The sequence below is a fragment of the Actinoallomurus bryophytorum genome, from assembly GCF_006716425.1.
Classification (GTDB): Bacteria; Actinomycetota; Actinomycetes; order Streptosporangiales; family Streptosporangiaceae; genus Actinoallomurus; species Actinoallomurus bryophytorum.
In genome coordinates, this window is record NZ_VFOZ01000001.1 from 4,055,663 (window position 1) to 4,082,609 (window position 26,947).

Consider the following 26,947-nt stretch of genomic DNA (forward strand, 5'->3'; position numbering starts at 1 on the left):
GTTTATCGGTCAAGTGGGGGCGGGCGCGATGTGATAGTTCTCGTAGGCCGTAAGACCGGGATGAAGGGTGTGTGAGGCAATGCCGCACGAGGTACGAGGGGTCGTCGCGCGATCCCGTGGCGCCGAGGTCTCTCTCGAGACGATTCTGGTACCCGACCCGGGGCCAGGAGAGGCGCTCGTCCAGGTTCAGTCCTGCGGCGTATGCCATACCGACCTGCACTATCGCGAGGGTGGCATCAACGACGACTTCCCGTTCCTGCTCGGCCACGAGGCCGCGGGCATCGTGGAGGAGGTCGGCGCCGACGTCACCGACGTCGCGCCGGGCGACTTCGTCATCCTCAACTGGCGCGCGGTCTGCGGTCAGTGCCGTGCCTGCCTGCGCGGCCGCCCCTGGTACTGCTTCGCGACGCACAACGCCACGCAGAAGATGACCCTCGAAGACGGCACCGAGCTGTCCCCGGCGCTGGGCATCGGCGCGTTCGCGGAGAAGACCCTCGTGGCCGCGGGGCAGTGCACCAAGGTCGACCCGGCCGCCTCGCCCGCCGCGGCGGGTCTGCTCGGCTGCGGGATCATGGCCGGCATCGGCGCGGCGATCAACACCGGCGGCGTGACGCGCGGCGACTCGGTCGCGGTCATCGGCTGCGGCGGTGTCGGCGACGGCGCGATCGCGGGCGCCTCCCTGGCCGGCGCGGCGAAGATCATCGCGGTGGACGTCGACGACCGGAAGCTGGAGTGGGCGCGCGGCTTCGGGGCCACCCACACGGTCAACTCCCGCGAGTCCGACCCCGTCGAGGCGATCCGCGCGCTCACCGGGGGCAACGGCGCCGACGTCGTGGTTGAGGCGATCGGCCGCCCGGAGACCTACGAGCAGGCCTTCTACGCCCGCGACCTGGCCGGCACGGTCGTCCTGGTCGGCGTGCCGACGCCGGACATGAAGATCGAGCTGCCGCTGCTCGACGTGTTCGGCCGCGGTGGCGCGCTCAAGTCCTCCTGGTACGGCGACTGCCTGCCCTCCCGCGACTTCCCCATGCTCGTCGACCTGTACCTCCAGGGCCGGCTCGACCTGGACGGCTTCGTCTCCGAGACGATCGGCCTGGACGGTGTCGAGGAGGCGTTCGCCAGGATGCAGCGCGGCGAGGTGCTGCGTTCGGTGGTGATGTTGTGATCGGACATCTGGTCACCTCGGGGACCTTCAGCCTGGACGGCGGCACCTGGGACGTCGACAACAACGTGTGGCTGGTCGGCGACGACCGTGAGGTGGTCGTGATCGACGCCGCGCACGACCCCGACGCGATCGCGGACGCCGTCGGCGACCGGCGCCTCACCGCGATCGTCTCCACCCACGCGCACGACGACCACATCGATGCCGCGGCCGAGCTCGCGGACCGCACGGGCGCGCCGATCCTGCTGCACCCGGACGACCGGGTGCTGTGGCGCATGACCTATCCGGACCGCGAACCCGACCGCGCGCTGGCGGACGGCGACGAGCTGACCGTGGCCGGCACGACGCTGCGCGTGCTGCACACGCCGGGACACGCGCCGGGCGCGGTCTGCCTGTACGTGCCGGAGCTGGGCACCGTCTTCACCGGCGACACCCTGTTCAACGGCGGTCCGGGCGCGACCGGCCGGTCCTACTCCGACTTCGGCCTGATCATCGACTCGATCCGCGACCGGTTGCTGACCCTGCCGCCGGAGACCGTCGTGCGCACCGGCCACGGCGACGGCACGACCATCGGCGGCGAGGCCCCGCACCTCGAAGAATGGATCTCACGAGGCCACTGATCGGGCGTGACCGGCGAGGCTCAGGCCTTCACGCCGGTCACGACCCAGATGGTGATCACCCCGAGGAAGTCACCCCGCTCGATCGCGGCGTCGAACGCCGCGAACCACAGGTCCGCGAGCTCGCCGGGCACGACGTCCAGGGCCCGGATGACCGCGGGGTCGAAGGCCGGATGAACCGTCTCCACGGTCGCGCGGTCGGTCAGGGTGATGGCGACCGGCTCGGCGGTGATCTCCCGCAGGCCGGCCCGGAGCATCTGTCCGCGCAGCAACCGGCCGACGGGCCTGAGCAGGCCGAGCTTGCGGCCCAGCACGCCCATCTCCTCGATGAGCTCGGCCGGCATGCCGTCCGTGAGGAAGGACTCCCAGTCGGTGTCGACGAGGCAGACCCGGCCACCGGGGCGGACCACGCGTACCAGCTCGGCGATGGCGGCGTCGGGATCGGGCACGTGCTGGATCACCCGCTCGCTGCGCACGGCGTCGAAGCCGTCGTCCGGGAAGTCCAGCTCGGCGATGTTCCCCACGGCGTAGCGGACGCCGCCGTCGTCGCGCTCGGCGGCGGTCGCGATGAAACCGGCGGACAGGTCGATCCCCGTGACCTCCCCGCCCGGGCCGACGAGCCGGGCGAGCTCCCGCGCCTCCTCACCGGCACCGCAGCCGGCGTCCAGAACTCGCTGACCGGGACGTACGTCCAGCGCGGCACGCGCGACGTCGCGGACCCGCCGGATCGGCGGAAGGGCGGCCAGGCGGTCCAGCAGATCAAGGGCCGCGGCCTGCATGTCGGCGGCGGCCCGGTCGACGTCGGCAAAGGTGCGCCTGTCGGGGGAGATTGAAGTCACCGGACCACTATGGCGTGCGGAAGTGACCGCCGTACGACAGATGATCGACGGGATCAGTGCTGTCGCAGCTCATCGCGGAGCGTGCGTGCGACCTGCGCCATGAGCGCCTCGGCTCCGGGCTGGTTGAAGGCCGGCACACGCGACTCCGTGAGCACGGCGACGCCGAACGCCTGGCCGTCGGTGTGCTCGACGACGCCGATCTCGTGGCGGAGGTTGAGCAGCGTCCCGGTCTTGGAGGACCACTTCGACGCGTCGGAGCTGAAGTCGGGTGCCAGCCGCTGCCGCAGGACGTTGTCGGCCATGAGGCCGCGTACGCGCTCGGCGACGCCCGGGTCGACCCGCGACGGTGTCCACAGCGCCTGGAGCAGGCCGACGAACGCCCGGGCGGATCCGGAGTTCGCGCGGGTCACGTCGAGCTGCGGGATCCGGTGACCACGCCCGGCCGTCCCCGCCTCGATCGCGAGGGAGTGGGCGAGATGGGTGTCGGCGGGGTCGAGGCGTTCGGCCACGGTCTCGTTGAGCTCCCGGATGGTGTGGCGGACCCTGATGCCGCCCAGCCCGAACCCGTGGAGCGCCGCCGCGACCTCGGCGGGCGGGGTGAGGGCGAACAGCGCGTCCGCCGCGGTGCCGTCGCTCACCGAGGTGCTGAGGTAGAGCAGGTCGTCGACGGCGACACGGGCCGGGTGCCGGAACCTGCCCAGCCCGGTCGGTCCCGGAGTGGTGATCCGGCCGGGCTCTACGACGATCTGCGCGGCGCCGTCGAGCTCACCCCGGCGGACGCGTTCGAGCGTCGCCATGGCGAGCGGCACCTTGACCAGCGAGGCGATCGGGAACTCCACGTCAGGGTCGATGCCGAGCTCGTCGCCGGAGTGCAGGTCCCGGACCAGGAACGATCCCTGGAGGCCCGCGTCGTCGAGCGTCCGCCGGAGCCCGCGGACCAGCCTCTCGGCGCTCATGGCGCCGTGCCGTCCCGGTCGTCCGCGCCGAGGCAGCGGGCGATCTCGGTCCACAGCAGGGTACGAAGGCGCTGTGCGTCGTCCCCGACGGCGGCGGACACGTCGAAGCCGCGTACGGGATCGATCTCGCCGATCGGGCGCCAGTGCAGCTCCAGCTCCCCGGCCTGCCGGCGTGAGCACAGGAGGAGGTCCGCCGAGCCGAGGACCTCCGCCGTGGCGGCGGTGAGCGTGGCCGAGACGGCGACCTGCGCGGGCTGGAGGCCGGTGGCGTCGCGGATACGGAACAGGGGGTCGCGGATGTGGGGGACGTCGTCCTCGGGCTGGATCCAGATCCGGCTACGGCGCGACGACCGCGTGGCGCGGCCGGGCCGGAGGGTCTCGACATAGACCGTGCCGGCGGGAGGACGCGTGGCGCCGGCGAGTCCGAGCGGCACGGACCAGGTGCCGTCGCCCGGGGGTACCGCCGTGAGCGCGGCGCGGACCTCGCGGGATCGCGCGAGCTCGGCGCGTTCGGCCGGCGGGGCGGCGTGGAAGTCCAGGTGAACGCCCTTCTCGCGCGCCTCGGCGTCGAGCCGTGCCAGGTCGCGCACGGTGCAGATGGCGGGCACGGCGAGACGGAGGGGGTTGAGCCTGGCGCGTTCGGCCTCGTGCTCCATGGTCTCCGCGAGGAGCACCAGGCGCTTGGCGGAGGGAAGCATGTCGCGGCCGAACTGCGTGAGCGTCGCGCGGCGCGACGACCGGTCGAACAGCCGCTCCCCGAGATGCCGTTCGAGGGCGGCGATCCGGCGGCTCGCGACCGACTGCGGCACGCGCGTCGCCGCCGCGCCCTGCGTGAAGCTTCCTCGCTCGCTCACGTTGACGAACGCCTGCCACGCTCCGAGGACGTCCACGACGGACAGGCTATGCCATTTCAGCATGAGACCAGTCGTTTCCGTCTTTGACGGCATCGAGCGGCGACCGGAGACTGCTCGTCATGGCCGATTCACGACAGATAAAGACCATCCGGCGCGTGACGATGGCGGCGCTGATCGCCGTCCTTCCGCTGACGGGCTGCGGTACGACCGCCGGCGCCGCGCGTACCGCGTCCGCCACGACCGCGCCCGCCGGGCACGGTTTCAAGGATCTCGAGGACGAGTACGGCGTCCGGCTCGGCGTCTGGGCACTGGACACGGGCACGGGCCGTACCGTCACCTGGCGCGCCGGCGAGCGATTCGCCTACGCCTCCACCTACAAGGCCCTCGCGGCCGGCGAGCTGCTGCGGCGCGACCCGGGAGGGCTGGACGACGTCGTCACCTACACCAAGGCCGACCTGGTCACCTATTCGCCCATCACCGAACAGCACGTCGGCACCGGGATGACGGTCCGCGCGCTCTGCGACGCCGCGATCCGCTACAGCGACAACACGGCGGGCAATCTCCTCCTCCGCCGGCTCGGCGGGCCGAAGGGCCTGCAGGCCGCCCTGAGGAGGCTCGGCGACCACACCATCCATGCCGACCGCTACGAGACCGCGCTCAACGACGCCGTCCCGGGCGACGTCCGTGACACGAGCACGCCGCGGGCTCTTGGTACCGACCTGCGGAAGTACGCGATCGGGAACGTCCTGCCGAAGAGCGGGCGCGGACTTCTGGACGACTGGCTACGGCGGAACACGACCGGCACGGCCATGATCCGCGCGGGGGTGCCGGCGGGCTGGACGGTCGGCGACAAGAGCGGCGCCGCCGAGTACGGAACGCGGAACGACGTCGCCGTGGCGTGGCCCCCGCACCGGGCTCCCATCGTGCTGGCGATCCTGTCCACGAAGACCACCCAGGACGCCACGTACGACGACGCGCTCATCGCCGCGGCGGCCCGGGTCACGGTCGGGACTCTCGCGGGTCAGTCGCTCTTGGGCGGCGGCGCGTAACGCTGGAGGTAGAGCTGCTCGCCGAGCTTGTCGATGAGCTCCAGCTCGGTCTCCAGGTAGTCGACGTGCTCTTCTTCGTCCTCGAGGATGCGTTCGAAGATGCGGGCGGAGGTCACGTCGCCGCGCGACCGCATCAACTCGATGCCCGGACGCAGCCTCGCGACGGCCTCCACCTCGATGGCCAGGTCGGAGCGGAGCTGCTCCGGAACCGTCTGCCCGACACGCAGCGGGTCGAGCCGCTGGTAGTTGGGCAGCCCCGACAGCATGAGGATGCGGTCGGTGAGAACCTCGGCGTGCCGCATCTCGTCGAACGACTCGGCCCTGGTGTGCTCGGCGAGCGCCGTGAAACCCCAGTGCTCCTGCATCTTGGCGTGCAGGAAGTACTGGTTGATCGCGGTGAGCTCGGCGGTCAGCTGCTCGTTGAGCAGGTTGATGACGTCCGTGTCGCCTTCCATATGACCTAATCGTGGCACGCCTGGCGCAAAGCGCAAGCAATGCTCTCGGTGATCGACGATCACCGGATCAGGCGGCGACCTCGACGGAGTCCTCGAGAACCGGCTCCACAGGGCCCTCGCTCAGGAGCGCGCAGATGCGGGTGACGCACGAACCGCAGCCGGGCCGCATGCCGCACGCCTTGCGCACGTCCTTGGCCGAGCAGGCTCCGGCCGCCATGTGCTCACGTACGACGTCCTCCGTGACGGCGTGGCAGACACACACGTACATACGCGGGGGGACCTCTCTAGGAGCACGCTGATTAGGTAAGGCTCCCCTAAGCTAACCCATGAGAGGCCGTTTTGCCCAACCCCCGGCCGGTGTCGGATACGTCACAGCCGGACGCGTGTGAGTCGATCACCTGGGGGAAACTGACCGATGTGATGCGAATATGGCCCGGTGACCCCTATCCCCTTGGGGCCACCTATGACGGCGCGGGTACGAACTTCTCACTCTTTTCCGAGGTCGCATCAGCGGTCGAACTGTGTCTGTTCGACGACGGCGGCGGTGAGTCGCGGGTCGCCCTCACCGAGACCGACGGGTTCGTCTGGCATGGCTACGTGCCGTGGGTGAGCCCCGGCCAGCGGTACGGCTTCCGCGTGCACGGGCCGTACGACCCAGACCAGGGCCTGCGGTGCAACCCGGCGAAGCTGCTGCTCGACCCGTACGCCAAGGCGATCGAGGGCGAGATGGAGTGGAACGAGGCGCTGTTCGCGTACCGGTTCGATGATCCGGAGACCACGAACGACGATGACAGCGCCCCGTACACGCCCAAGAGCGTGGTGATCAACCCCTTCTTCGACTGGGGTGAGGACCGCTCACCGCGGACGCCGTACCACGAGACCGTGATCTACGAGGCGCACGTCCGCGGGCTGACCGAGCTGCACCCGGGGATCCCCGAGGCCGAGCGCGGCACGTACGCGGGCCTGGCCAACCCGGCGATGGTCGAGCACCTGCGGACGCTGGGCGTGACCGCCATCGAGCTGATGCCGGTGCACCAGTTCGTGCACGACGACGCCCTGGCCCAGCGGGGACTGACGAACTACTGGGGCTACAACACCATCGGCTTCTTCGCCCCGCACAACGGCTTCGCCGCCAGTGGCGGGCGGGGTCAGCAGGTGCAGGAGTTCAAGCTGATGGTGCGCACCCTGCACGAGGCGGGCATCGAGGTCATCCTCGACGTGGTCTACAACCACACCGCCGAGGGCAACCACCTCGGGCCCACGCTCGGCTTCCGCGGCATCGACAACCAGGGCTACTACCGTCTCGTCGACGGCGACCCGCGGTACTACATGGACACCACCGGCACCGGCAACAGCATTAATGTGCAGAGCCCGCACGCGCTTCAGATGATCATGGACTCGCTGCGGTACTGGGTCACCGAGATGCACGTGGACGGGTTCCGGTTCGACCTGGCCTCCACGCTGGCGCGCGAGCTGCACGCGGTGGACCGCCTCTCGGCCTTCTTCGACCTGGTCCAGCAGGACCCGGTCGTCTCCCAGGTCAAGCTGATCGCCGAGCCGTGGGACGTCGGCGAGGGCGGCTACCAGGTCGGCAACTTCCCGCCGCTGTGGACCGAGTGGAACGGCAAGTACCGCGACTCGATCCGCGACTTCTGGCGCGGGCAGGAGGGCATGCTGCCGGAGTTCGCCAAGCGTTTCACCGGCTCCAGCGACCTGTACGCGGCCGACGGCCGCCGGCCGCTCGCCTCGATCAACTTCGTGACCGCCCACGACGGGTTCACGCTGCACGACCTCGTCTCCTACGACCACAAGCACAACGAGGCCAATGGTGAGGACAACCGTGACGGCAGCGACGACAATCGTTCCTGGAACCACGGAGCCGAGGGAGAGACGAGCGACGCGGACATCCTCGCGATACGAGAGAGGCAGAAACGCAACCTCCTGACCACGCTCCTGCTGTCCCAGGGCGTGCCGATGATCTCCCACGGCGACGAGCTGGGCCGCACCCAGCGGGGCAACAACAACGCCTACTGCCAGGACAACGAGCTGAGCTGGGTCGACTGGACCGACACGGCGCAGAGCGGCGCGTTGCGGGAGTTCGTGCGCCGGCTGACCACGCTGCGCCGCGAGCACCCGGTGTTCCGCCGTCGCCGGTTCCTGTCCGGAGACAACGTCACCTGGTTCACCACCGAGGGCAGGGAGATGACCGACGACGACTGGCAGATCGGCTACGCGAAGGCGATCACGATCTTCCTGAACGGCGATGCGATCACCGAGCCGGACCGTCGCGGCGAGCCCGTACGCGACGACTCGTTCCTGCTGCTGATCAACGCCTCGGGAGATGACCTGACGTTCGCGCTGCCCGAGGAGCACCGGGGCATGTGGACCTGCGTGCTCGACACCACCACCAGCTACGCGCTGGAGGACGAGGAGACCGCCGCGATGGCAGGGGAGAAACCGTTGGTCGAGGCCCGATCGATCCAGGTGCTCCGTCGTGTCTAGGGTGCCGGCCGCGACGTACCGGCTGCAGCTCAGGAAAGAGTTCGGGTTCGCCGAGGCCGGAGAGCTGGCGGGATACCTGGCCGCCCTCGGGGTCTCCCACGTCTACCTCTCGCCGATCCTGCAGGCCACGCCGGGCTCGGCGCACGGCTATGACGTCGTCGACCACTCGTGCGTCTCGGCGGACCTCGGCGGTGAGGAGGCGTTCCGCGACATGGCCGCGCGCCTGCGCGAGCACGGCCTGGCGATCGTGATCGACCTCGTGCCCAACCACATGGCGATCCCGGCCCCCGAGACCCTCAACCCCGCGTTCTGGAGTGTGCTGCGCGACGGCCCGGACTCGCCGTACGCGCGGTGGTTCGACATCGACTGGTCCGATGGCGCCATCACCTTGCCGATACTCGGCTCGCCCGACGACGAGGGCAGCACGGACGGCGACGTGTTCCGCTACCACGAGCACGTCTTCCCCCGTGACGGTCACTACCGGCTGGGCTACTGGCGCGAGGCGGCCCCCAACTACCGGCGCTTCTTCGACGTCTCCACGCTCATCGCGCTGCGCGCCGAGGACCCCGAGGTCTTCGACCGCACCCACGCGCTGCCGCTGCGGCTGCTGCGCAAGGGCCTGGTCGACGGCCTCCGCATCGACCACCCGGACGGGCTCGCCGACCCGCGCGGCTACCTGCGGCGGCTCGCGGAGGACGACACGTGGATCGTCGCGGAGAAGATCCTCGCCGACGACGAGGTGCTGCCCGCCGACTGGCCGTGCGCCGGGACCACCGGCTACGACGCCCTCGGCATGATCGGCGGGCTCTTCACCGACCCGGCCGGCGAAAAGCCGCTGACCGACGCCTACACGGCGCTGACCGGCGGCACCGCCGACTTCGACGAGGTCGAGCGGGAGGCCAGGCGGTTCGTGGCCGGGCGTCTCCTCGCGCCGGAGGTCGACCGGCTCACCGGGGTGCTCGCGCGGATCCTGCCCGAGGCGGATCCCGACGGGCTCCGCCGGGTGCTCGTCGAGCTGCTCGCCGCGATGCCCGTCTACCGGACCTACGCCGTCCCCGGCGAGGAGCCGTCGGCGCGCGACCTCGAGGTCGTGGCGCAGACCGCCGCACGGGCACGTGCCGCCCTGGCGCCCGGTGACCCGCTCGACCAGGTGGTGCCGCTGCTGCTCGGGCTGACCGGCACCGACCCGCTGCGCGATGAGTTCGTCGTGCGGTTCCAGCAGACGTCCGCGCCGATGATGGCCAAGGGCGTCGAGGACACCGCGTTCTACCGGTGGTCACGCCTCGCGGCGCTGAACGAGGTCGGCGGCGACCCGCTGAGGTTCTCGGTGCCGCCCGGGGAGTTCCATGAGTACTGCGCGGAGATCGCCCGCGACCGGCCGGGCACCATGACGACCCTGTCGACCCACGACACGAAGCGGCAGGAGGACGTACGCGCGCGGCTGGCCGTCCTGACCGAGCTGCCGGGCGAGTGGGTCGAGGCGGTCGGCCGGTGGCGCGCCCGCGCGCCCGAGAGCCCGCTCGAGCCCGACCTGGACTACCTGATGTGGCAGACGATCGTGGGCGCCTGGCCGCTGTCGGCGGCGCGGCTCAAGGCCTACCTCACCAAGGCCATGCGCGAGGCGAAGACCCGTACGTCCTGGGTGGACCAGGACGCGGCCTACGAGGAGGCGGTGCTCGCCCACGCGGACGCCGTGCTCACCGACCCGGAGCTGACCGACGACGTCGCGGAGTTCGTGGAGCTGCTGGCGCCGTACGCGCGGGTCAACTCCCTCGGGCAGAAGCTCGTGCAGCTCACAATGCCCGGGGTGCCCGACGTCTACCAGGGCTGTGAGCTGGCCGGCCTGTCGCTGGTAGACCCGGACAACCGGCGCCCGGTGGACTACGCGCGGCGCCGTGAGCTCCTCGCCGACCTCGACGCGGGCACCGTGCCCGCCGACCTCAGCGGGGAGAAGCTGCTGGTGACCTCGCGCGCCCTGCGGCTACGGGGCGAGCATCCGGACTGGTTCTCCGGCGGTCACGAGCCGCTCGCCGCCGAGGGCCCGGCGGCCGGGCACGCTCTGGTCTTCCGGCGCGGCGGCGTGACCACCGTGGTCACCCGGCTGCCCGCCGGTCTCGACCGCAGGGGCGGCTGGGGCGACACGCACCTCCCACTGCCGGGAGGCCCGTGGCGCGACCTGCTCACCGGCCAGTCGTACGGCACCGAGATCCCGCTCACCGGCCTGCTCGGCATCCTGCCCGTCGCGCTCCTTGTCGAGGCGCAGTGAGGTTCGACGTATGGGCGCCGGACGCCGAGAACGTCGAGGTGGAGGCCGGTGGAGGCCGGTACGCCATGTCACCGTCGTCCGTGCGGCGCGGCTGGTGGACCGTGGAGGCGCCGGGGGAGGACTACGGCTTCGTCGTCGACGGCGACGGGCCGTTCCCCGACCCGCGTTCGCCCTGGCAGCCGGATGGCGTGCACGGGCTCAGCCGGGTCTATGACCACGGCCGGTTCGCCTGGACCGACGGAGGCTGGCGCGGGCGGCCGCTCGCCGGCGGCATCCTGTACGAGCTGCACACCGGTACCTTCACGCCGCAGGGAACGTTCGACTCCGCCGTCGAACGCCTCGACCACCTCGTCGACCTGGGCGTGAACACGGTCGAGCTGATGCCGGTGGCGGCCTTCCCCGGCCGGCACGGCTGGGGCTATGACGGTGTCGGGCTGTGGGCCGTGCACGACCCGTACGGTGGCCCGGACGGGCTGAAACGGTTCGTCGACGCCTGCCACGGGCGCGGGATGGCCGTGGTCCTCGACGTCGTCTACAACCACCTCGGTCCCAGCGGCAACTACCTGGGCCACTACGGGCCCTACTTCACCGACGCGCACCGTACGCCGTGGGGCCCGGCGGTCAACCTCGACCGCGCCGGCTCCGACGAGGTGCGCGCCTTCATCGCCCAGAACGCGCTGATGTGGCTGCGCGACTACCACCTGGACGGGCTGCGGCTGGACGCCGTACACGCCATGCAGGACGGCCGGGCCGTGCACATCCTCGAGGAGCTGGCCGTGGCGGTCGAGGGGCTGCGTGCCGCGACCGGGCGGGAGATGTTCCTGATCGCCGAGTCCGACCTGGGCGACCCGCGGCTCGTCACCTCACGCGAGGCCGGCGGATACGGCCTGGAGGCGCAGTGGAACGACGACTTCCACCACGCCGTGCACGCGGCGCTCACCGGGGAGCGGCAGGGCTACTACGCCGACTTCGGGTCGATGGGCGCGCTGGCCAAGACGATGACCAGGGCGTTCTTCCACGACGGGACGTGGTCGAGCTTCCGCGGTCGCTCGCACGGACGTCCGGTGGACCCGCTGCGGACCCCGGGCCACCGGTTCACCGGCTTCATCCAGAACCACGACCAGGTCGGCAACCGCGCCACCGGCGACCGCATCTCCGCCACGCTCTCCACCGGACTGCTCAAGGTCGGGGCCGGGCTGCTGCTCACCTCTCCGTTCACGCCGATGCTGTTCATGGGCGAGGAGTGGGGAGCCGGCACACCGTGGCAGTTCTTCACCGACCACGTCGAACCCGAGCTGGCACGCGCGGTCAGCGAGGGGCGCCGCAGGGAGTTCGCCTCACACGGCTGGGCGTCCGAGGACGTACCCGACCCGCAGGACCCGCGGACTTACGAGCGGTCGCGGCTCGACTGGGGTGAGCTGGAGCTGGCCCCGCACAGGGAGCTGTTCGCCTGGTACCGCGCGCTGATCGCGCTGCGCCGTACCTGCCCCGAGCTGACCGACGCGCGGCTGACCGAGGTGTCCGCCGAGCACGGCGACTCGTGGATCGTGGTGTACCGGGGTTCGGTGCGGATCGCGGCGAACCTGGGGACCGAGCCGGTACGCCTGCCGGACGGTGAGCTGCTCCTCGCCTCGGCGAGCGGGGTGCACCCCGGCGGGGAGCTGCCCGGGGAGTCGCTGGCGATCCTGCGGATGGAGCCCTCGGGGACCGGCTGAGCATCACCCCACCGCCTGCGCCGACCGGAGACTCGCCTGCTGCCCGGTTGAGGGTCAGATCTCACCGGCGGGCTGGAAGGTGCGGCGATAGGCGATCGGGGCGACGCCCAGGGTCGCGTGCAGGTGCTGGCGGAGCGAGACGGCGGTGCCGAAGCCGGCCATGCGGGCGATCTGGTCGACCGGCAGGTCGGTGGCCTCCAGGAGGTGCCGGGCGCGTTCGATCCGCTGAAGGGTGAGCCACCGCCCCGGGCTCATGCCGACCTCCTCGCGGAACCGGCGGGTGAGCGTGCGGACGCTCATGCCCGCCTGGGCGGCCAGGTCGGCCAGCGAAAGCGGGCGGTCGAGGCGCTCCAGGGCCCAGGCCCGTACCGGCGCGGTGCCGGTGTCGTGGGGTTCTGGCACCGGGCGCTCGATGTACTGCGCCTGGCCGCCGTCGCGCCAGGGCGGGACGACACAGCGTCGCGCCGCCCGGTTGGCCACCTCGCTGCCGTGGTCGCGGCGTACGACGTGGAGGCACAGGTCGACACCGGCCGCCGCGCCCGCGGACGTGAGCACGTCCCCGTCGTCGACGAACAGCACATCCGGGTCGAGGTCGACCTTCGGGAACAGCTTCTGGAAGTGGCCGGCCTCAGCCCAGTGGGTGGTCGCAGGGCGGCCGTCGAGCAGTCCGGCCGCGCCGAGCACGAAGGATCCGGTGCAGATCGACATGATGCGGGTGCCGGGCCGTACGCCCGTGAGAGCGGTGGCGAGGCGCTCCTCGGAGTACGGACCGGCGAACGGCGGGATCACGACCGTGCCGGCGCCGGCCAGCACCGTGGCGTCGTGGTCCACCACGATCGCGAAGTCGGCGGCGGTGCGCACCGGACCGCCGTCCATCGTGCAGGTGAGCACCTCGTACAAGGGCTCACCCCCGGGGCCGCGGGCGGCGCCGAAGATCCGGCCGGGAATGCCCAGCTCGAACGGGATCACGCCGTCCAGCGCGAGGACGACGACGCGATGAGGGATCTCGCTCATGGCCAGATCCTAATCAGCGTTGTCCTTCATGCCACTTCCGGGCGGGCCGGGTCTCGCGTTGGCTGGGTGTCCTACCGAGGAGGACGTTGATGACCACCATGCGCGCCGTCGGCCAGGACACACTGGGCGGCCCGGAGGTTCTGAAGATCGTCGAGGTGGAGCGGCCCGAGCCGGGGCCGGTGGAGATCCTGGTCCGGGTGCACGCGGCGGGGGTGAACCCGACCGACTGGAAGTCGCGGACGAACGGCGGCCGGTTCGGTGACTCGCTGCCCACCCTGGGCTTCGACGTGTCGGGCGTGGTCGAGGCGGTCGGCCCCGGCGTGACCCTGTACGAGCCCGGCGATGAGGTCTTCGGCATGCCGCGCTTCCCGCACCCGGCCGGCGCCTACGCCGAGTACGTCACCGCGCCGCCGCGCCACTTCGCCCGCAAGCCGGCCTCGATCGACCACGTCCAGGCCGCGGCCATCCCGCTGGCCGCGCTCACCGCGTGGCAGGGCCTGGTGGACACGGCGGGACTCCGCTCGGGCCATCGCGTGCTCGTGCACGCCGCCGGCGGCGGTGTCGGCCACCTGGCCGTACAGATCGCCAAGGCCCGCGGCGCGTACGTCATCGGCACCGCGCGTACGCCCAAGCACGAGCTCGTACGCTCGCTGGGCGCTGACGAGGTGGTCGACTACACGGAGGTCGACTTCGCCGAGGCCGTACGCGACGTGGATGTCGTGCTCGACACCATCGGCGGCGACTACGGCACGCGTTCGGTGCGGACCCTGCGCGACGGCGGCGTCCTCGTCTCGATCGTCCCGCCGGTCGAGGACGAGCTGCGCGCCGCCGCGGCCGAGCGCGGCATCAGGACCGGATGGACGCTGGTCGAGCCGGACTACGCGGGGATGAAGGAGATCGTCGCGCTGGTGGAGTCCGGGAGCCTGCACGCCGAGATCGACTCGGTGTTCCCGCTGGAGAAGGTCGCCGAGGCGCACACACTCGGCGAGCGCGGCCGCACGACCGGCAAGATCGTCCTCACCGTCGCCTGATGATCGAGGCGCGTCCGGCGGACTCCGCCCTCATCCGCCGGACCCCGAGTTCTCATGGACGAACGCTGATGATCGTCTTCCCCTTGCGGCGCTCGGTCGAGTTGAGGGCCCCGACGGCGTCGTCGAGGGTCGCGACGTTGCCGATGTTCGTCCGCAGTCGTCCGTCCCGCACCCGCCGCACGATCTCACCCAGTTGGCCACGATCGGCTTCGACCACGAAGTCGATCGCCAGGCCGCCGGTGGGCCGCGCCTCGGCCGGCCCGACGACGGACACCAGCGTTCCTCCGGCTCGGACCAGGCCTGCGGACCGCGTCCCGATGTCGCCGCCGATGACGTCGAAAACCAGGTCGACGCCGCCGACGTCTTCCAGCGCATCGTCCTCAAGGTCGACGAACTCCTGCGCGCCGAAGTCGAGCACCGTCTGACGGTCGGCACTGCGACCGGTGCCGATGACGTACGCGCCGAACTCACGTGCGAGTTGCGTCACCATCGTCCCGACCGCGCCGGCCGCGCCGTGTGCGAGGACGCTCTGCCCCGCCTGAAGGCGGCCGTGCTCGAACAGCCCCTGCCATGCGGTCAAGCCCGAGATCGGCAGGCTCGCGCCCACCGTGAAGTCGACGTCGCCCGGCAGCGGCGCGAGGTCGCGTGCCTCGACGGCCACGTACTCCGCCAGGGTGCCGTCGCGATGCCAGTCCGTGAGGCCGAACACCCGCTGTCCCACCGACAGCCCCGTCGTGCCATAGCCAAGAGCGGTGACCACTCCGGCCAGCTCGTGCCCGGGGATCGACGGTGTTCGGTCACGGCCGGCGCGATCGGCCCAGGTCGAGGGCCACGCCATCTCAGTCGGGACGAATCCCGACGCATGAACCCGCACAACGACGTCGTTTATCGCCGCCGGTGGCTCGGGCCGCTCCGCCAGCGTCATCCCGGCCGTTCCCGCAGCCTCATCCGTCACCACGATCGCCTTCATCCGGCACCTCCCTGGTTCTCAGGCCTCGCCGAGGCCGCGTAGCCGCTGGTAGGCCTCCAGGCCGTCCGGGACCCACTCCCACTCGGGGAGGCGGTGGTGCAGCTCCTCCTCGGTCAGGAAGGCGTGCCAGGCGACCTCCTCGACCTGCGGTGACACCGGCAGGTCGCAGCGGACCTCGTACACGCGTGACCACCAGGTATTCCCGGCGGCCGTCCCCGTGCCCTCGTACAGGAACGAGAACAGCGGGACCGGGCGCGGCAGGCCCGAGACGCCCAGCTCCTCCTCCGCCTCCCGCAGCGCCGCGTCGTCGTAGTCCTCACCCGCGCCGACCACGCCGCCGACGAACATGTCGTACAGGGAGGGGAAGATGAGCTTCTCCGGGGTGCGGCGGTGCACGAAGACACGGCCTGAGCCGTCCCGTACGAACACCGCCGCGCATCTGTGCCGGAGTCTCCGCGAGATCGCCTCGCCGCGCGCCACCTGGCCGATCACCCGGTCGCTTTCGTCCACGATGTCCAGGAGCTCCTCGGCCGCCCGTGCGGCGAGACGCTCCACGACACGGAACCGCTGCGCGACGATGCTCGTACGGTCCTCGATCGCGAGGTCCCCGAGCGCCTCGCGCATCTCCGCGCTCCGCCAGAACCGCTCGTGATCCGCACGCCACGCGGCCACCGACTCGTGGCCTTCGCCCTCCTCCCGTGCGTAGGAGAGGGAGACCTCGCCGATCGGCAGCACCCGTACCTCGGTCGTCTCCACCACGGCCACCGGGACGCCCCCGGAGTCGATGACCACCGCGCGTTCACCGGCCACCGGCAGCGGCTCGTCCAGTCGGGAGTAGTCCTCCAGCAGGCCGGTCGTGGCGGTCTTCGCACCGGACAGCACCGCCGCCACCAGCCTGTCGCGCAACGGTCCCGGGAAGGCCAGCTCGAACCGGGGCAGATCCTCATGCGGCATGCCTCCAAGGCTAGGCGCCACAGCCCCCGGCACCCCAGGTGGGCGGCCCGGCGTCACGAGGTAAGGTCCGAGCGTGACCGAGCACACAATGCAGCCATCACAGGACGAGCCAGGCCACCCTCACCTGGTGCAGCTTCGCGACAAGATCGAGCACGGCGGCGCTTCGAAGTACCACGACGCCAACGCGGGCAAGGGAAAGCTGTTCGCGCGTGATCGGATCGGGTTGCTGGTCGACGCGGGTTCGTTCGTCGAGGACGGGCTGTACGCCAACGCCCTCGCCGGCGATCTTCCCGCCGACGGCGTCGTCACCGGGACCGCGACCATCGACGGCCGGCCGGTCGCGCTGATGGCCAACGACTCGACGGTCAAGGCCGGCTCGTGGGGCGCCCGCACGGTGGAGAAGATCATCCGGATCATCGAGCGGGCCTACCAGACCCGCGTTCCGATGGTCTACCTGGTCGACTCGGCCGGCGCACGGATCACCGACCAGGTCGACATGTTCCCGGGCCGGCGCGGCGCGGGGAAGATCTTTCACACCCAGGTGCGCGCGAGCGGCGCGATCCCGCAGGTCTGCGCGCTGTTCGGGCCGAGCGCCGCGGGTGGCGCGTACATCCCCGCCTTCTGCGACTTCGTGGCCATGGTCGAGGGCAACGCCTCGATGTACCTCGGCAGCCCCCGCATGGTGGAGATGGTGGTCAAGGAGCAGACCACGCTGGAGGAGATGGGCGGGGCGAAGATGCACTGCTCGGTCTCCGGCTGCGGGCACTTCCTGGCCAAGGACGAGCCCCAGGCCCTCGGCGCCGTACGCGACTTCCTGTCCTACCTCCCGTCCCACTGGGAGCAGGAGTCACCGGAGACGGAGCCGCGCGACCCCAAGCCGGTGGACCTGCGCAAGCTCGTGCCGGCCAGCGAGCGGGTCGCGTTCGACATGCGCCGCTACCTCAAGGGCCTGCTCGACGAGGACTCCTTCTTCGAGATCCACAGCCTGTGGGCACGCGAGCTGGTCGTGGGGTTCGGGCGGCTGGACGGCCGGGCGGTCGGCGTGGTCGCGAACAACCCGATGTTCAAGGGCGGAGTGCTGTTCGTCGACTCGGCGGACAAGGCGGCGCGTTTCATCCAGCTCTGTGACGCTTTCAACGTGCCGCTGCTGTTCCTGTCCGACGTGCCCGGTTTCATGGTCGGCACGGCGGTCGAACGCCAGGGCATCATCCGGCACGGCGCGAAAATGATCACGGCCGTGTCGGAGGCCACTGTGCCCAAGATCTGCGTAGTCGTCCGGAAAGCGTACGGCGCCGGCCTCTACGCAATGGCGGGCCCAGGGTTTGACCCCGAGGCCACTATTGCGTTGCCTACCGCCAAGATCGCGGTCATGGGCGCCGAAGCCGCCGTCAACGCCGTCTACTACAACAAGATCATGGCGATCGAGGACGAGCGGGAGCGCGAGGCGTACATCGAAAAGCTCCGCGCCGAATACGAGGAGGACATCGATATCGTGCGCCTGGCAGGGGAACTCGTGGTCGACGCGATCGTCGAGCCGGAGGACCTGAGGCGCGAGCTGACGGGCCGCTTCGCCGCCGCCCGAGGAAAGGATCGAGCGTTTTCGCACCGCCGACACGGAGTCACGCCGGTCTGAAAGTCATGCCAATTACCACTCATTAGCTCGGATTTGGCGTATTACTAAGACCTCTACGGCTGGCAAATCGCAGGTCAAGCCCCCTCTAGGACGGAGGAAACAACTCTGAATAGCTCTACGATCGGCTCATGACCTCAGTACTGCTCGCCGAGGACGACACGTCCATCTCCGAGCCTCTCGCCAGAGCGTTGCGGCGGGAGGGATACAACGTCGAAGTCAGTCCCGACGGTCCGCAGGCCCTCGAACGGGCACTGGGGGGCGGGGTGGATCTGATCGTGCTCGACCTCGGCCTTCCCGAGCTCGACGGCCTCGAGGTGGCCCGCCGGGTTCGCGCCGAAGGACATGGCGTCCCGATCCTCATCCTGACCGCCCGTGCCGACGAGGTGGACACCGTGGTGGGCCTCGACGCCGGGGCCGACGACTACGTCACCAAGCCGTTCCGGCTGGCGGAGCTGCTCGCACGCGTGCGTGCTCTCCTGCGCCGGGGCAGCACCGAGACGCCCATAGTGCAGGGCGTGCGGATCGACGCCGAGTCCAGGCGCGCCTGGATGGGCGACCAGGAGCTTCAGCTCACGACCAAGGAGTTCGACCTGCTGCGCGTGCTCGTACGCGACGCCGGCAAGGTCGTCACCCGTGAGCAGATCATGCGCGAGGTGTGGGACACCAACTGGTGGGGTTCCACCAAGACCCTCGACATGCATATCTCCTGGTTGCGCCGCAAGCTCGGGGACGACGCGGGAAGCCCTCGCTACATCACGACCGTGCGCGGAGTCGGATTCCGCTTCGAGCGCGGCGACTAGACAGGCGGACCGTGACGTGAACCACGGCATCACGTCACGGTCGGAAGAGAGGCCCCCATGAGGCGACGTCTGCTGCTGTCGACGCTCGCCGTCGCTGTCGTCTCCGTACTCCTGCTCGGCATCCCGCTCGCCTACTCCACCGAGCGCCTGATCTACGACGAGGCGCAGCAGCAGGTCGAGCGGGAGGCGGCGACCGTCGTGGCGGGGGTCAATCTCCGGGAGGAGATGCGCCAGTCGATCACCGGCGACCAGATCGGCAAGGAGTTCCCTGGCCGCTACATCGTGGTGAGCATGGCCGACGGTACGGAGATCACGGCAGGGGAGGCCCCGGCCAAGGGCGACCACGTGATCACGAAGATGGCGGCGAACGACCGCGGCATCCGCGTCCAGGTCTCGCGGGACGCCGCCGACGTCGAGGCGGACGCCGTACGCACGTTCCTGCTCATCGGCAGCCTCGTCGTGCTCGGTGTGGGGGTGGCGGTCGCCCTCGCGATGGTGCAGGCACGGAAGCTGACGCTGCCGCTGATCGACCTGGCCGAGACCGCCGAACGCCTCGGGTCCGGCAACGCGCGCCCGCGACGGCGGCGATACGGGGTACCCGAGGTCGACCGCGTCGCGGAGGTGCTCGACAGCAGCGCGGTCCGTATCGCCGACCTGTTCGCCGCGAGCCGGGAGTTCGCCTCCGACGCCAGTCATCAGCTGCGTACGCCGCTGACCGCGCTGTCCATGCGGCTGGAGGAGATGATCGAGGCGGCGGAGTACCCCGACGTCGTACGCGAGGAGGGCGCCGCCGCGGCAGCCCAGGTCGAGCGGCTCGCGGCCGTGGTCGAGCAGCTGCTCGCCCGTGCCAAACACGATCCGACCGGGGACGCGGTCCCCATCGGAGTGGACGAGATCGTCACGCAGCAGGTCAAGGAGTGGGAGCCGGTCTTCCGGCGTGAGAGCCGCCGGATCGACATGTCGGGCGTACGCGGCCTCACCGCCGTGGTCAGCCCCGGGGGCCTGTCACAGATCGTCGCGACCCTCCTGGACAACTCCCTCGTGCACGGCGACGGCAGGGTCACCATCCACACCAAGGAGACCCCCGCCTCGATCGTGGTGGAGGTCGGCGACGAGGGCGCGGGCGTACCCCCCGAACTCGAACGCCGGGTGTTCGACCGCAATGTCAGTGGCCGCCAGGGCACCGGCCTCGGGCTCTACCTCGCGCGCTCGCTCGCCACCGCCGACGGGGGGCGGCTGGAGCTGGTCCGGTCACGCCCGGCCACGTTCGCGATCTTCCTGCGCAAGCGCGAGGAGGCGCTCCTCGCCAAGGAGCGCGTGGTCAGCGGGCCCGCCTAGCGCTCCCGGCCGGCACGGTCGTGGGTACGGGCTCGGGCTCCGGGTCGTCGGCCGACGCGGTCTCGGGCACCGAGTCGGCCTCGGGCAGCCCGGTGTGCGGGTCGACCGGCGGCGCGCTCGCGGGCAGGAACACCCACTTTTTGTACGCCCAGAAGCGGAACAGCGTCGCCGCGGCGGTGCCGACGACCTCCGCGGCGTTGTAGGCGATGCCGTTCTTCAGGCCGAGGATGTAGTGCGTGACGGCGATGAACACCCAGGTGATCACCAGGGCGACGCCGTTGAGGATGAAGAACAGCACGTACTCGCGGCCGAGCCCGCTGGTGTCGCGGTGCCGGAACGTCCAGTAGCGGTTCGCGAAGTAGGAGAAGGTCGTCGCGACCACGGTGCCGACGCCGAAGGCCTTCAGGGGCCCCATCCCGAGGACGAGGTGCAGCGTGTCGGCGATCCCGATGGTGATGACGAAGTTGAGTACGCCGATCACGCCGAACTTTGCCACCTCTTGGGCGAGGTGGGCGAACCGTCGGTACAGATCCACGGCGATTCTCACGAAGGGAGACCTTTCGTTCGCGGTCGCGGTTGATCGCGCATCATCGGCAGGCCCGCAACTCTCCATACCCCCGGCACGACGAGGATAGACGGGGTTCGTGGCAGCATGTGCCTGTGGTCCCTGATTCTGACAGCCGCCGATCGCGGATGTCCGAAGTATGACGGGATCCAGCTCATGTCTCTCCGACCGAGGTGATCATGGACTACCGGCTCGACGATGAGCACGAGGCCCTGCGTAAGACCGTCGAGGAGTTCGCTCGCGACGTCGTCGCTCCACAGGCCGAACGACTGGACGCGGACGAGGAGTTCCCGTACGACATCGTCCGCCAGATGGGCGATATGGGGCTTTTCGGCCTTCCGTTCCCCGAGGAGTACGGGGGCATGGGCGGCGACTACTTCGCCCTCTGCCTGGCACTGGAGGAGCTGGCACGGGTCGACTCCTCCGTCGCGATCACCCTTGAGGCCGCGGTGTCGCTCGGCGCGATGCCGATCTACCGGTTCGGCACCGAGGAGCAGAAGCGGGCCTGGCTGCCCGACCTGCTGGCCGGCCGCACACTCGGCGCCTTCGGCCTGACCGAGCCGGGCGGCGGCACCGACGCGGGCGCCACCCGTACGACCGCCAAGCTCGTCGACGGCCAGTGGGTGATCAACGGCACCAAGTGCTTCATCACCAACTCCGGCACCGACATCACCCGCCTGGTCACGGTCACCGCCGTCACGGGGGAGTCGGAGGGCGGAAAGCGCGAGATCTCCTCGATCATCGTCCCGACGCCGAACGAGGGCCTCAACGTCGCACCGAAGTACTCCAAGGTCGGCTGGCACGCCTCCGACACGCGGGAACTCTCCTTCAGCGACTGCCACGTACCGGCCGAGAACCTCCTCGGCGAACGCGGCCGTGGCTACGCCGGCTTCCTGTCGATCCTCGACGAGGGCCGCATCGCGATCTCCGCACTGGCCACCGGCCTCGCCCAGGCGTGCCTTGACGAGTCGGTCAAGTACGCCAAGGAGCGCACCGCCTTCGGCCAGCCGATCGGCAAGAACCAGGCCATCGCCTTCAAGATCGCCGACATGGAGGTGCGCACCCACACGGCACGGCTCGCGTGGTACCGCGCCGCGGAGCGGATGATGCGCGGCGAGCCGTTCAAGAAGGAGGCCGCCATCGCCAAGCTGCACTCCTCAGAGATCGCCGTGACGAACGCGCGCGAGGCGACGCAGATCCACGGCGGCTACGGGTTCATGAACGAATACCCCGTGGCCCGCCACTGGAGGGACTCGAAGATCCTGGAGATCGGCGAGGGAACCTCCGAGGTCCAGCGCATGCTCATCGCACGCGAGCTGGGACTTTAGAGGCGGATTTTCCGAGGCCACAGGTGGGCGCGACGCCCGAAGGGCGTCGCGCCACCGCGCTATGCCGAAGGCACGATGATCTGCGGAATCGCGGATCAGGAGCTTGTGATCTACCGGCATCTCTGGCACCCCCGTCGCAAGGCATGCACGGCCTGCGAGGAGTTCGCCGAGACGGTGGACGGCCGGTGGCCGCTCAAGGAACGCGCAGAGTGAGGGGCAGGTCCACGACGCCCACAGGATCCGGCCCCTGCGGGCGCTCCGCCGAACACCGGCCGCCGAAGACCGGCCGAGGCCCGAAAGGCGGCCTAGCAGGGACGGTAGGCTGCGTGCGTGACGGACAGGCAAGGTATTCCGGCCGTCGGCATGGTGGGTGGTGGGCAACTCGCCCGCATGACCCAGCAGGCGGCGATCAGTCTCGGTGTGACGCTGCGCGTCCTCAGCGACAGCATGCACGCGTCCGCCGCGCGGGTGGTCTCCGACGTCCGCGTCGGTGATCACGAGTCGCTCGACGATCTGCGTACGTTCGCCAAGGACAGCGACGTGGTGACGTTCGACCACGAGCACGTCCCGGGTGAGCACATCAGGGCGCTGGAGGAGGCCGGCACACCGTGCCGGCCCGGATCCGCCGCGCTGCTGCACGCGCAGGACAAACGGGTGATGCGTGAGCGGCTCAGCGGGCTCGGTGTGCCGGTGCCGCGGTTCGCGCCGGTCGCGACGGCGGCCGACGTCGAGGCGTTCGGGGCCTGGCCCGTCGTGCTGAAGGCCGTACGCGGCGGCTACGACGGCAAGGGCGTCTGGGTCTGCGAAAACCCGGCAGAGGCGCGGGCCGTGGTCGAGCGCGCCACCGGCGAGGGGATCGCCCTGCTGGCCGAGGAGCACGTGCCGTTCCGCCGTGAGCTGGCCGCTCTGGTGGCCCGGTCGCCGTACGGCCAGGGCGCCGCCTACCCGATCGTGGAGACGGTGCAGCGCGACGGCATCTGCCACGAGGTGATCGCGCCGGCGCCCGGCCTGCATCCGGACCGGGCCGAGGAGGCCCAGCGGCTGGCGCTCGACATCGCCGCGAGGCTCGGCGTGACCGGCCTGCTCGCCGTCGAGCTGTTCGAGACCGACGAAGGCGTGCTCGTCAACGAGCTGGCCATGCGGCCGCACAACTCCGGGCACTGGACGATCGAGGGTTCGCGCACCTCGCAGTTCGAGCAGCATCTGCGCGCGGTCCTCGACCTGCCGCTCGGCGACACCCGGCCCACCGCTCCGTACGCCGTGATGGCCAACGTCCTCGGCGGCGACGAGACGGACATCTACCCGCGCTACATCCACGTCATGGCGCACGACCCCGGTGTGAAGGTGCACTTCTACGGCAAGGAGGTCCGCCCGGGGCGCAAGATCGGCCACGTCACCGCGCTCGGCGACGACCTCGACGACGTACGCGAGCGCGCCCGGCACGCCGCCGACTACCTGCGGAACGGACCCCGATGAGCGTCGGTGTGGTGATGGGCAGCGACTCGGACTGGCCGGTGATGAAGGCCGCCGCCGAGGCGCTGGATGAGTTCGACGTGCCGTACGAGGCCGATGTGGTCTCGGCGCACCGGATGCCGCACGACATGATCGAGTACGGCTCCGAGGCGGCCTCCCGCGGGCTTCAGGTGATCATCGCGGGCGCGGGCGGTGCGGCGCACCTGCCGGGCATGCTCGCCTCCGTCACGCCGCTGCCGGTGATCGGCGTTCCGGTGCCGCTGAAGTACCTCGACGGTATGGACTCCCTGCTCTCGATCGTGCAGATGCCGGCCGGAGTGCCGGTCGCGGCCGTCGCGGTGGGCAACGCGCGCAACGCCGGCCTGCTGGCCGTCCGCATCCTCGCGGCGTCCGACGCGGACCTGCGCGAGCGCATGGAGGAGTTCCAGCGCGACCTGCACGACCAGGCCAAGGCCAAGGGCGAGCGGCTGCGACGCGCGTCAGCGGGGTAGGCGGAGGCGCGCCCACTCGATCGCGGGGCAGCGGTTCATCACGACGTCGAGTCCGGCGTCGGCGGCGCGCTTCGCGGCGTCCTCGTCGACCACCTCGAGCGGCAGCCACACGGCCCTGACGTCGCCGGGCCCGCGCGGCCCGTACGTGCCGAACAGCTCGATCGCCTCGTCCACGGCGCCGCCCGCGTGTGCGGCGCGGCGGTAGACGCCGACGACGTCGACGACCGGCGGCACCTCGGCGACGGATGCGAAGCCGGGTTCGCCGAGCACGGTCTCGGCGGCGGGGTGGACCGGCACGATCGTCTTCCCGCGCGACCGGAGCAGCTCCGCCATGTCGTACGCGGTCCGCTCGCGGTTGTCGCGCAGGCCGACGAACGCCCACGTCTTGGAGTCGGTCAGGATGCGCCGGATGACGGCCTCGTCGGCGTAACGGTCGCTCATGACCACCTCAACCATCCCGGCGCGCGTGGCCTTCCCGTCAGGCGGGTGCCCGGCCGGCGTCGACGAGGATCCGGCGGATCGTGGTCCCCGACAGGTCGGACTTGCGGACGAACGCCACGGCGCCCGGCACCGGAAGGTCGATGTAGTCGTCCAGGGTGTAGGTGGAGATCAGGATCAGGATCGGTGGCGCGTCCACGCCGGCGATCGAGTCGACCAGGTCGAAGCCGCTCTCGTCGCCGAGATTGACGTCGATGAGCATGACATCGGGCCGCGCGGCGGTCATCAGACGAAGGGCGCCCGCGGTGTTCGTGGCCACCCCGACGACGTTGATGTGCTCGCGTTCAAGCAGAATGCGAGCGACGTCGAGGAAGCCGTCATCGTCGTCGACGATCAGGCACCGAACACCCATATCACCAACAGTACGCGCGGTTTTCCGCCCTTCCTGGTAACCCGAATACGCAGGTACGGCTGGCAGGGGGCGGTGAACGGGTGCTGCCCGTGCAGACAGCGCGCCCGGCCGCCTCCAATAGTGGAACGAGGGTTCCACCGGCGGCTAGGAGAAGGGGCATCATGGGCTGGACTCGATGCGCCACCGTTGCCCGTGCCACCGTACGTTCTCGGCCGTACCGCGGCGATGCCGCCGGACCGCCGGCCACCCGGCAGCCGTCCCCGGCCGTGCCCGCCCTCTGTTAGGACGAGGGTGAACTCCGTACCCGGCTCTCCGAGCGATCCGTCGGTCCACCCGTGCGCCGAGGGTGGCGTGCTTCCCCCGACCACCGTCTACCTGGCGATCTGCCTGCCGCCCGGCACGATGCCCGGCGGGTTGGCCGAGATCCAGCTCGCGATCGCCGATGCCGCGCGGAAGGTGACCGAGGCCGGGCATCCGGTCCGCTACCTGAACGGCATGTACATGCCCGCCCAGACGCGCCTGCTGTGCGTCTTCGCCGCCGAGAGCGAGGAGGCGGCACACGCCACCGTCGACCTCGTACGGCTGCCGTACGTCCAGATGAGGGCCATCACGGACCAGTGGGACCAGGGCCCGGCCCCCGCCGACTGAGAGCCATGGAGGGCTCCCGGGCGGGAACCGGGCGGATCCTCAGGGCCGGCCCAGGGCGCGGTAGTGCCAGCCGGCGGAACGCCACCGCTCGGGGTCGAGCGCGTTGCGGCCGTCGACCATGTTGCGTTCGGCCACGACCGCGCCGAGCTCGTCCGGGTCCAGCTCGCGGAACTCCCGCCACTCGGTGAGGAGCAGCACGACGTGCGCGTCGGCGGCGGCGTCCTTCGCCGAGGTGCCGTACGCCAGCTCGGGATGGGCGCGCCGGGCGTTGGCCAGGGCCTGCGGGTCGTAGACGGTGACGTTGCCGCCCTGCGAGCGGATCGACGTCGCCACATCGAGCGCGGGGGAGTCGCGGATGTCGTCGGAGTTGGGCTTGAAGGCCGCGCCCAGCACGCCGACGGTGCGGTTAATGAAGGACCCGCCGAGGAGTTCGCGCGCCAGGTCGACCATGCGGATGCGACGCCTGATGTTGATCGCGTCGACCTCGCGCAGGAACGACAGCGCCTGGTCGACGCCGAGCTCACCCGCCCGCGCCATGAACGCGCGGATGTCCTTCGGCAGGCAGCCGCCGCCGAACCCGAGACCGGCACCGAGGAACTTGCCGCCGATCCGGTCGTCGTGCGAAAGCGCTTCGGAGAGTTTGGTCACATCGGCGTGTGCCGCCTCACAGACCTCGGCCATCGCGTTGATGAACGAGATCTTGGTGGCGAGGAAGGCGTTCGCGGAGACCTTGACCAGCTCGGAGGTGGGGTAGTCGGTGACGATCAGAGGGACGCCCTCGGAGGTCATGGGGGTGTAGACCTCGCGCAGGATCTTCTCCGCACGGTCGGACTCCACACCGATGACGATGCGGTCCGGGTGGAGCGTGTCCTCCACGGCGTAGCCCTCACGGAGGAACTCCGGGTTCCACGCGAGCTCGGCCAGCTCGCCGGCCGGAGACAGCCGCGCCAGGCGCTTCGCGAGCCTTTCGGCGGTACCGACCGGAACCGTCGACTTGCCGATCACGAGGCACGCCCGCGTCAGACGCGGCGCGAGCGCGGTGATCGTGTCATCGACGTAGCTCATGTCGGCGGCGTACTCGCCCGGCTTCTGCGGGGTGCCCACGCAGACGAAATGGACGTCGCCGAACTCCGCCGCCTCGTCGTAGGAGGTGGTGAAGCGCAGCCGCCCGTTCTCGAGGTTGCGGCGCAGGATCGGCTCGAGGCCCGGTTCGTAGAACGGCAGCTCACCTGCGGACAGCCGGGCGATCTTGTCGGCGTCCACGTCGATGCCGAGCACCTCGTACCCCAGCTCGGCCATGCAAGCCGCGTGGGTGGCGCCCAGGTAGCCAGTGCCGATCACGGTCATGCGTTGTGCCAAGGCCCTGCCTCCCATCATGAGAAATTGATGCCCGACCCCACTGACGTCCCCACGGGCCGTTTCGCGATGCTACCGGCC

The 26,947-nt window shown here is 70.5% G+C and carries 26 protein-coding genes; 14 read left to right on the forward strand and 12 right to left on the reverse strand.

Annotated elements, in window-relative coordinates:
• The first annotated feature begins 79 nt into the window (after positions 1-79).
• Both FB559_RS19195 and FB559_RS19200 read left to right on the forward strand, forming a co-directional pair.
• On the forward strand, positions 80-1,165 hold the full coding sequence (locus FB559_RS19195; RefSeq protein WP_141956900.1) for an S-(hydroxymethyl)mycothiol dehydrogenase: 1,086 nt from the start codon (positions 80-82) through the stop codon (positions 1,163-1,165).
• Positions 1,165-1,782, forward strand: coding sequence for an MBL fold metallo-hydrolase (locus tag FB559_RS19200; protein WP_221640440.1), 618 nt, complete (start codon positions 1,165-1,167; stop codon positions 1,780-1,782). The genes FB559_RS19195 and FB559_RS19200 overlap by 1 nt, the downstream gene beginning before the upstream one ends.
• A gap of 20 nt (positions 1,783-1,802) precedes the next feature.
• On the opposite strand, the gene FB559_RS19205 is transcribed toward FB559_RS19200, so the two are convergent.
• The 3 genes from FB559_RS19205 to FB559_RS19215 are packed head-to-tail and all read right to left on the reverse strand — an operon-like array spanning position 1,803 to position 4,491.
• Positions 1,803-2,618, reverse strand: a complete 816-nt coding sequence (locus tag FB559_RS19205; RefSeq protein WP_141956902.1) for a methyltransferase domain-containing protein — start codon at positions 2,616-2,618, stop codon at positions 1,803-1,805.
• 53 nt (positions 2,619-2,671) lie between these two features.
• A complete protein-coding gene (locus tag FB559_RS19210) occupies positions 2,672-3,574 on the reverse strand; it encodes a serine hydrolase (RefSeq protein ID WP_141956903.1) in 903 nt (300 codons plus the stop codon).
• Positions 3,571-4,491: a LysR family transcriptional regulator gene (locus FB559_RS19215; protein ID WP_185792291.1), complete on the reverse strand. Its 921-nt coding sequence runs from the start codon at positions 4,489-4,491 to the stop codon at positions 3,571-3,573. Before FB559_RS19215 ends, FB559_RS19210 begins: the two co-directional genes overlap by 4 nt.
• A 56-nt stretch (positions 4,492-4,547) precedes the next feature.
• Between FB559_RS19215 and bla the strand changes: the two genes are divergently transcribed.
• A complete protein-coding gene (gene bla, locus FB559_RS19220; protein ID WP_141956904.1) occupies positions 4,548-5,477 on the forward strand; it encodes a class A beta-lactamase in 930 nt (309 codons plus the stop codon).
• Here bla and bfr read toward each other — a convergent pair.
• Entirely contained in the window at positions 5,450-5,932 is a 483-nt protein-coding gene (gene bfr, locus FB559_RS19225) for a bacterioferritin (protein ID WP_141956905.1), read from the reverse strand. The genes bla and bfr overlap by 28 nt on opposite strands.
• 67 nt (positions 5,933-5,999) lie before the next feature.
• Positions 6,000-6,200 (reverse strand): (2Fe-2S)-binding protein, encoded by a 201-nt coding sequence (locus tag FB559_RS19230; protein WP_141956906.1) that lies wholly within the window; start codon positions 6,198-6,200, stop codon positions 6,000-6,002.
• A gap of 149 nt (positions 6,201-6,349) precedes the next feature.
• On the opposite strand from FB559_RS19230, the gene glgX reads away from it, so the two are divergent.
• The 3 genes from glgX to treZ are packed head-to-tail and all read left to right on the forward strand — an operon-like array spanning position 6,350 to position 12,415.
• Positions 6,350-8,434, forward strand: a complete 2,085-nt coding sequence (glgX, locus tag FB559_RS19235; protein ID WP_141961787.1) for a glycogen debranching protein GlgX — start codon at positions 6,350-6,352, stop codon at positions 8,432-8,434.
• Positions 8,427-10,700: a malto-oligosyltrehalose synthase gene (gene treY / locus FB559_RS19240; protein WP_141956907.1), complete on the forward strand. Its 2,274-nt coding sequence runs from the start codon at positions 8,427-8,429 to the stop codon at positions 10,698-10,700. The genes glgX and treY overlap by 8 nt, the downstream gene beginning before the upstream one ends.
• Positions 10,697-12,415 carry a malto-oligosyltrehalose trehalohydrolase gene (gene treZ, locus FB559_RS19245; RefSeq protein WP_141956908.1) on the forward strand — a complete coding sequence of 573 codons (1,719 nt, stop codon included), beginning with the start codon at positions 10,697-10,699 and terminating at the stop codon, positions 12,413-12,415. The genes treY and treZ overlap by 4 nt, the downstream gene beginning before the upstream one ends.
• A 54-nt stretch (positions 12,416-12,469) precedes the next feature.
• Here the strand turns inward: treZ and FB559_RS19250 are convergent, their stop codons facing one another.
• Complete coding sequence (locus FB559_RS19250; RefSeq protein WP_141956909.1) at positions 12,470-13,429, reverse strand: GlxA family transcriptional regulator; 960 nt, start codon at positions 13,427-13,429, stop codon at positions 12,470-12,472.
• A 98-nt stretch (positions 13,430-13,527) separates the two neighbouring features.
• On the opposite strand from FB559_RS19250, the gene FB559_RS19255 reads away from it, so the two are divergent.
• Positions 13,528-14,460: an NADP-dependent oxidoreductase gene (locus tag FB559_RS19255; protein ID WP_185792601.1), complete on the forward strand. Its 933-nt coding sequence runs from the start codon at positions 13,528-13,530 to the stop codon at positions 14,458-14,460.
• 52 nt (positions 14,461-14,512) lie between these two features.
• Here the strand turns inward: FB559_RS19255 and FB559_RS19260 are convergent, their stop codons facing one another.
• Together FB559_RS19260 and FB559_RS44710 are read right to left on the reverse strand one after the other, a co-directional pair.
• Complete coding sequence (locus tag FB559_RS19260) at positions 14,513-15,430, reverse strand: NADP-dependent oxidoreductase (protein ID WP_141956912.1); 918 nt, start codon at positions 15,428-15,430, stop codon at positions 14,513-14,515.
• 18 nt (positions 15,431-15,448) lie between these two features.
• Positions 15,449-16,384: an ASCH domain-containing protein gene (locus FB559_RS44710; RefSeq protein ID WP_221640080.1), complete on the reverse strand. Its 936-nt coding sequence runs from the start codon at positions 16,382-16,384 to the stop codon at positions 15,449-15,451.
• Between the two features lie 73 nt (positions 16,385-16,457).
• Between FB559_RS44710 and FB559_RS19270 the strand changes: the two genes are divergently transcribed.
• From FB559_RS19270 to FB559_RS19280, 3 genes are all read left to right on the forward strand, one after another.
• A complete protein-coding gene (locus FB559_RS19270) occupies positions 16,458-18,017 on the forward strand; it encodes an acyl-CoA carboxylase subunit beta (RefSeq protein WP_221640081.1) in 1,560 nt (519 codons plus the stop codon).
• A 128-nt stretch (positions 18,018-18,145) separates the two neighbouring features.
• Complete coding sequence (locus tag FB559_RS19275; RefSeq protein ID WP_141956913.1) at positions 18,146-18,817, forward strand: response regulator transcription factor; 672 nt, start codon at positions 18,146-18,148, stop codon at positions 18,815-18,817.
• Between the two features lie 57 nt (positions 18,818-18,874).
• A complete protein-coding gene (locus FB559_RS19280; RefSeq protein WP_141956915.1) occupies positions 18,875-20,155 on the forward strand; it encodes an ATP-binding protein in 1,281 nt (426 codons plus the stop codon).
• Here FB559_RS19280 and FB559_RS19285 read toward each other — a convergent pair.
• Positions 20,139-20,702: a GtrA family protein gene (locus FB559_RS19285; RefSeq protein WP_246121741.1), complete on the reverse strand. Its 564-nt coding sequence runs from the start codon at positions 20,700-20,702 to the stop codon at positions 20,139-20,141. The genes FB559_RS19280 and FB559_RS19285 overlap by 17 nt on opposite strands.
• Before the next feature lie 197 nt (positions 20,703-20,899).
• Here FB559_RS19285 and FB559_RS19290 point away from each other — a divergent pair, with 197 nt between their 5' ends.
• The 3 genes from FB559_RS19290 to purE all read left to right on the forward strand — a co-directional run bounded on the left by FB559_RS19290 (position 20,900) and on the right by purE (position 24,012).
• Positions 20,900-22,048, forward strand: coding sequence for an acyl-CoA dehydrogenase family protein (locus FB559_RS19290; RefSeq protein ID WP_185792292.1), 1,149 nt, complete (start codon positions 20,900-20,902; stop codon positions 22,046-22,048).
• 363 nt (positions 22,049-22,411) lie between these two features.
• A complete protein-coding gene (locus tag FB559_RS19295; RefSeq protein WP_246122503.1) occupies positions 22,412-23,524 on the forward strand; it encodes a 5-(carboxyamino)imidazole ribonucleotide synthase in 1,113 nt (370 codons plus the stop codon).
• Positions 23,521-24,012, forward strand: a complete 492-nt coding sequence (gene purE, locus FB559_RS19300; protein WP_141956919.1) for a 5-(carboxyamino)imidazole ribonucleotide mutase — start codon at positions 23,521-23,523, stop codon at positions 24,010-24,012. The genes FB559_RS19295 and purE overlap by 4 nt, the downstream gene beginning before the upstream one ends.
• On the opposite strand, the gene FB559_RS19305 is transcribed toward purE, so the two are convergent.
• Both FB559_RS19305 and FB559_RS19310 read right to left on the reverse strand, forming a co-directional pair.
• The gene (locus FB559_RS19305; protein ID WP_141956920.1) at positions 24,001-24,453 is read right to left on the reverse strand and encodes a CoA-binding protein; all 453 of its coding nucleotides are present in this window, start codon (positions 24,451-24,453) and stop codon (positions 24,001-24,003) included. The genes purE and FB559_RS19305 overlap by 12 nt on opposite strands.
• 37 nt (positions 24,454-24,490) lie before the next feature.
• Positions 24,491-24,862: a LytR/AlgR family response regulator transcription factor gene (locus FB559_RS19310; RefSeq protein WP_141956921.1), complete on the reverse strand. Its 372-nt coding sequence runs from the start codon at positions 24,860-24,862 to the stop codon at positions 24,491-24,493.
• Between the two features lie 291 nt (positions 24,863-25,153).
• On the opposite strand from FB559_RS19310, the gene FB559_RS19315 reads away from it, so the two are divergent.
• A complete protein-coding gene (locus FB559_RS19315; RefSeq protein ID WP_141956922.1) occupies positions 25,154-25,510 on the forward strand; it encodes a hypothetical protein in 357 nt (118 codons plus the stop codon).
• 39 nt (positions 25,511-25,549) lie between these two features.
• Here FB559_RS19315 and FB559_RS19320 read toward each other — a convergent pair whose 3' ends face one another.
• The gene (locus tag FB559_RS19320; protein WP_221640442.1) at positions 25,550-26,884 is read right to left on the reverse strand and encodes a UDP-glucose dehydrogenase family protein; all 1,335 of its coding nucleotides are present in this window, start codon (positions 26,882-26,884) and stop codon (positions 25,550-25,552) included.
• Between the last annotated feature and the right edge of the window lie 63 nt (positions 26,885-26,947).

What these genes read in the sequence shown, in the direction of transcription:
- bla (WP_141956904.1), top strand. Translation starts at nt 4,548, where the DNA reads ATGGCCGATTCACGACAGATAAAGACCATCCGGCGCGTGACGATGGCG.
- FB559_RS19215 (WP_185792291.1), bottom strand. Translation starts at nt 4,491, where the DNA reads ATGCTGAAATGGCATAGCCTGTCCGTCGTGGACGTCCTCGGAGCGTGG.
- FB559_RS19295 (WP_246122503.1), top strand. Translation starts at nt 22,412, where the DNA reads ATGGTGGGTGGTGGGCAACTCGCCCGCATGACCCAGCAGGCGGCGATC.
- FB559_RS19290 (WP_185792292.1), top strand. Translation starts at nt 20,900, where the DNA reads ATGGACTACCGGCTCGACGATGAGCACGAGGCCCTGCGTAAGACCGTC.
- FB559_RS19320 (WP_221640442.1), bottom strand. Translation starts at nt 26,884, where the DNA reads ATGGGAGGCAGGGCCTTGGCACAACGCATGACCGTGATCGGCACTGGC.
- FB559_RS19230 (WP_141956906.1), bottom strand. Translation starts at nt 6,200, where the DNA reads ATGTACGTGTGTGTCTGCCACGCCGTCACGGAGGACGTCGTACGTGAG.
- FB559_RS44710 (WP_221640080.1), bottom strand. Translation starts at nt 16,384, where the DNA reads ATGCCGCATGAGGATCTGCCCCGGTTCGAGCTGGCCTTCCCGGGACCG.
- purE (WP_141956919.1), top strand. Translation starts at nt 23,521, where the DNA reads ATGAGCGTCGGTGTGGTGATGGGCAGCGACTCGGACTGGCCGGTGATG.
- FB559_RS19250 (WP_141956909.1), bottom strand. Translation starts at nt 13,429, where the DNA reads ATGAGCGAGATCCCTCATCGCGTCGTCGTCCTCGCGCTGGACGGCGTG.
- bfr (WP_141956905.1), bottom strand. Translation starts at nt 5,932, where the DNA reads ATGGAAGGCGACACGGACGTCATCAACCTGCTCAACGAGCAGCTGACC.
- FB559_RS19195 (WP_141956900.1), top strand. Translation starts at nt 80, where the DNA reads ATGCCGCACGAGGTACGAGGGGTCGTCGCGCGATCCCGTGGCGCCGAG.
- FB559_RS19280 (WP_141956915.1), top strand. Translation starts at nt 18,875, where the DNA reads ATGAGGCGACGTCTGCTGCTGTCGACGCTCGCCGTCGCTGTCGTCTCC.
- FB559_RS19255 (WP_185792601.1), top strand. Translation starts at nt 13,528, where the DNA reads ATGCGCGCCGTCGGCCAGGACACACTGGGCGGCCCGGAGGTTCTGAAG.
- FB559_RS19260 (WP_141956912.1), bottom strand. Translation starts at nt 15,430, where the DNA reads ATGAAGGCGATCGTGGTGACGGATGAGGCTGCGGGAACGGCCGGGATG.
- FB559_RS19275 (WP_141956913.1), top strand. Translation starts at nt 18,146, where the DNA reads ATGACCTCAGTACTGCTCGCCGAGGACGACACGTCCATCTCCGAGCCT.
- FB559_RS19210 (WP_141956903.1), bottom strand. Translation starts at nt 3,574, where the DNA reads ATGAGCGCCGAGAGGCTGGTCCGCGGGCTCCGGCGGACGCTCGACGAC.
- FB559_RS19305 (WP_141956920.1), bottom strand. Translation starts at nt 24,453, where the DNA reads ATGAGCGACCGTTACGCCGACGAGGCCGTCATCCGGCGCATCCTGACC.
- FB559_RS19310 (WP_141956921.1), bottom strand. Translation starts at nt 24,862, where the DNA reads ATGGGTGTTCGGTGCCTGATCGTCGACGACGATGACGGCTTCCTCGAC.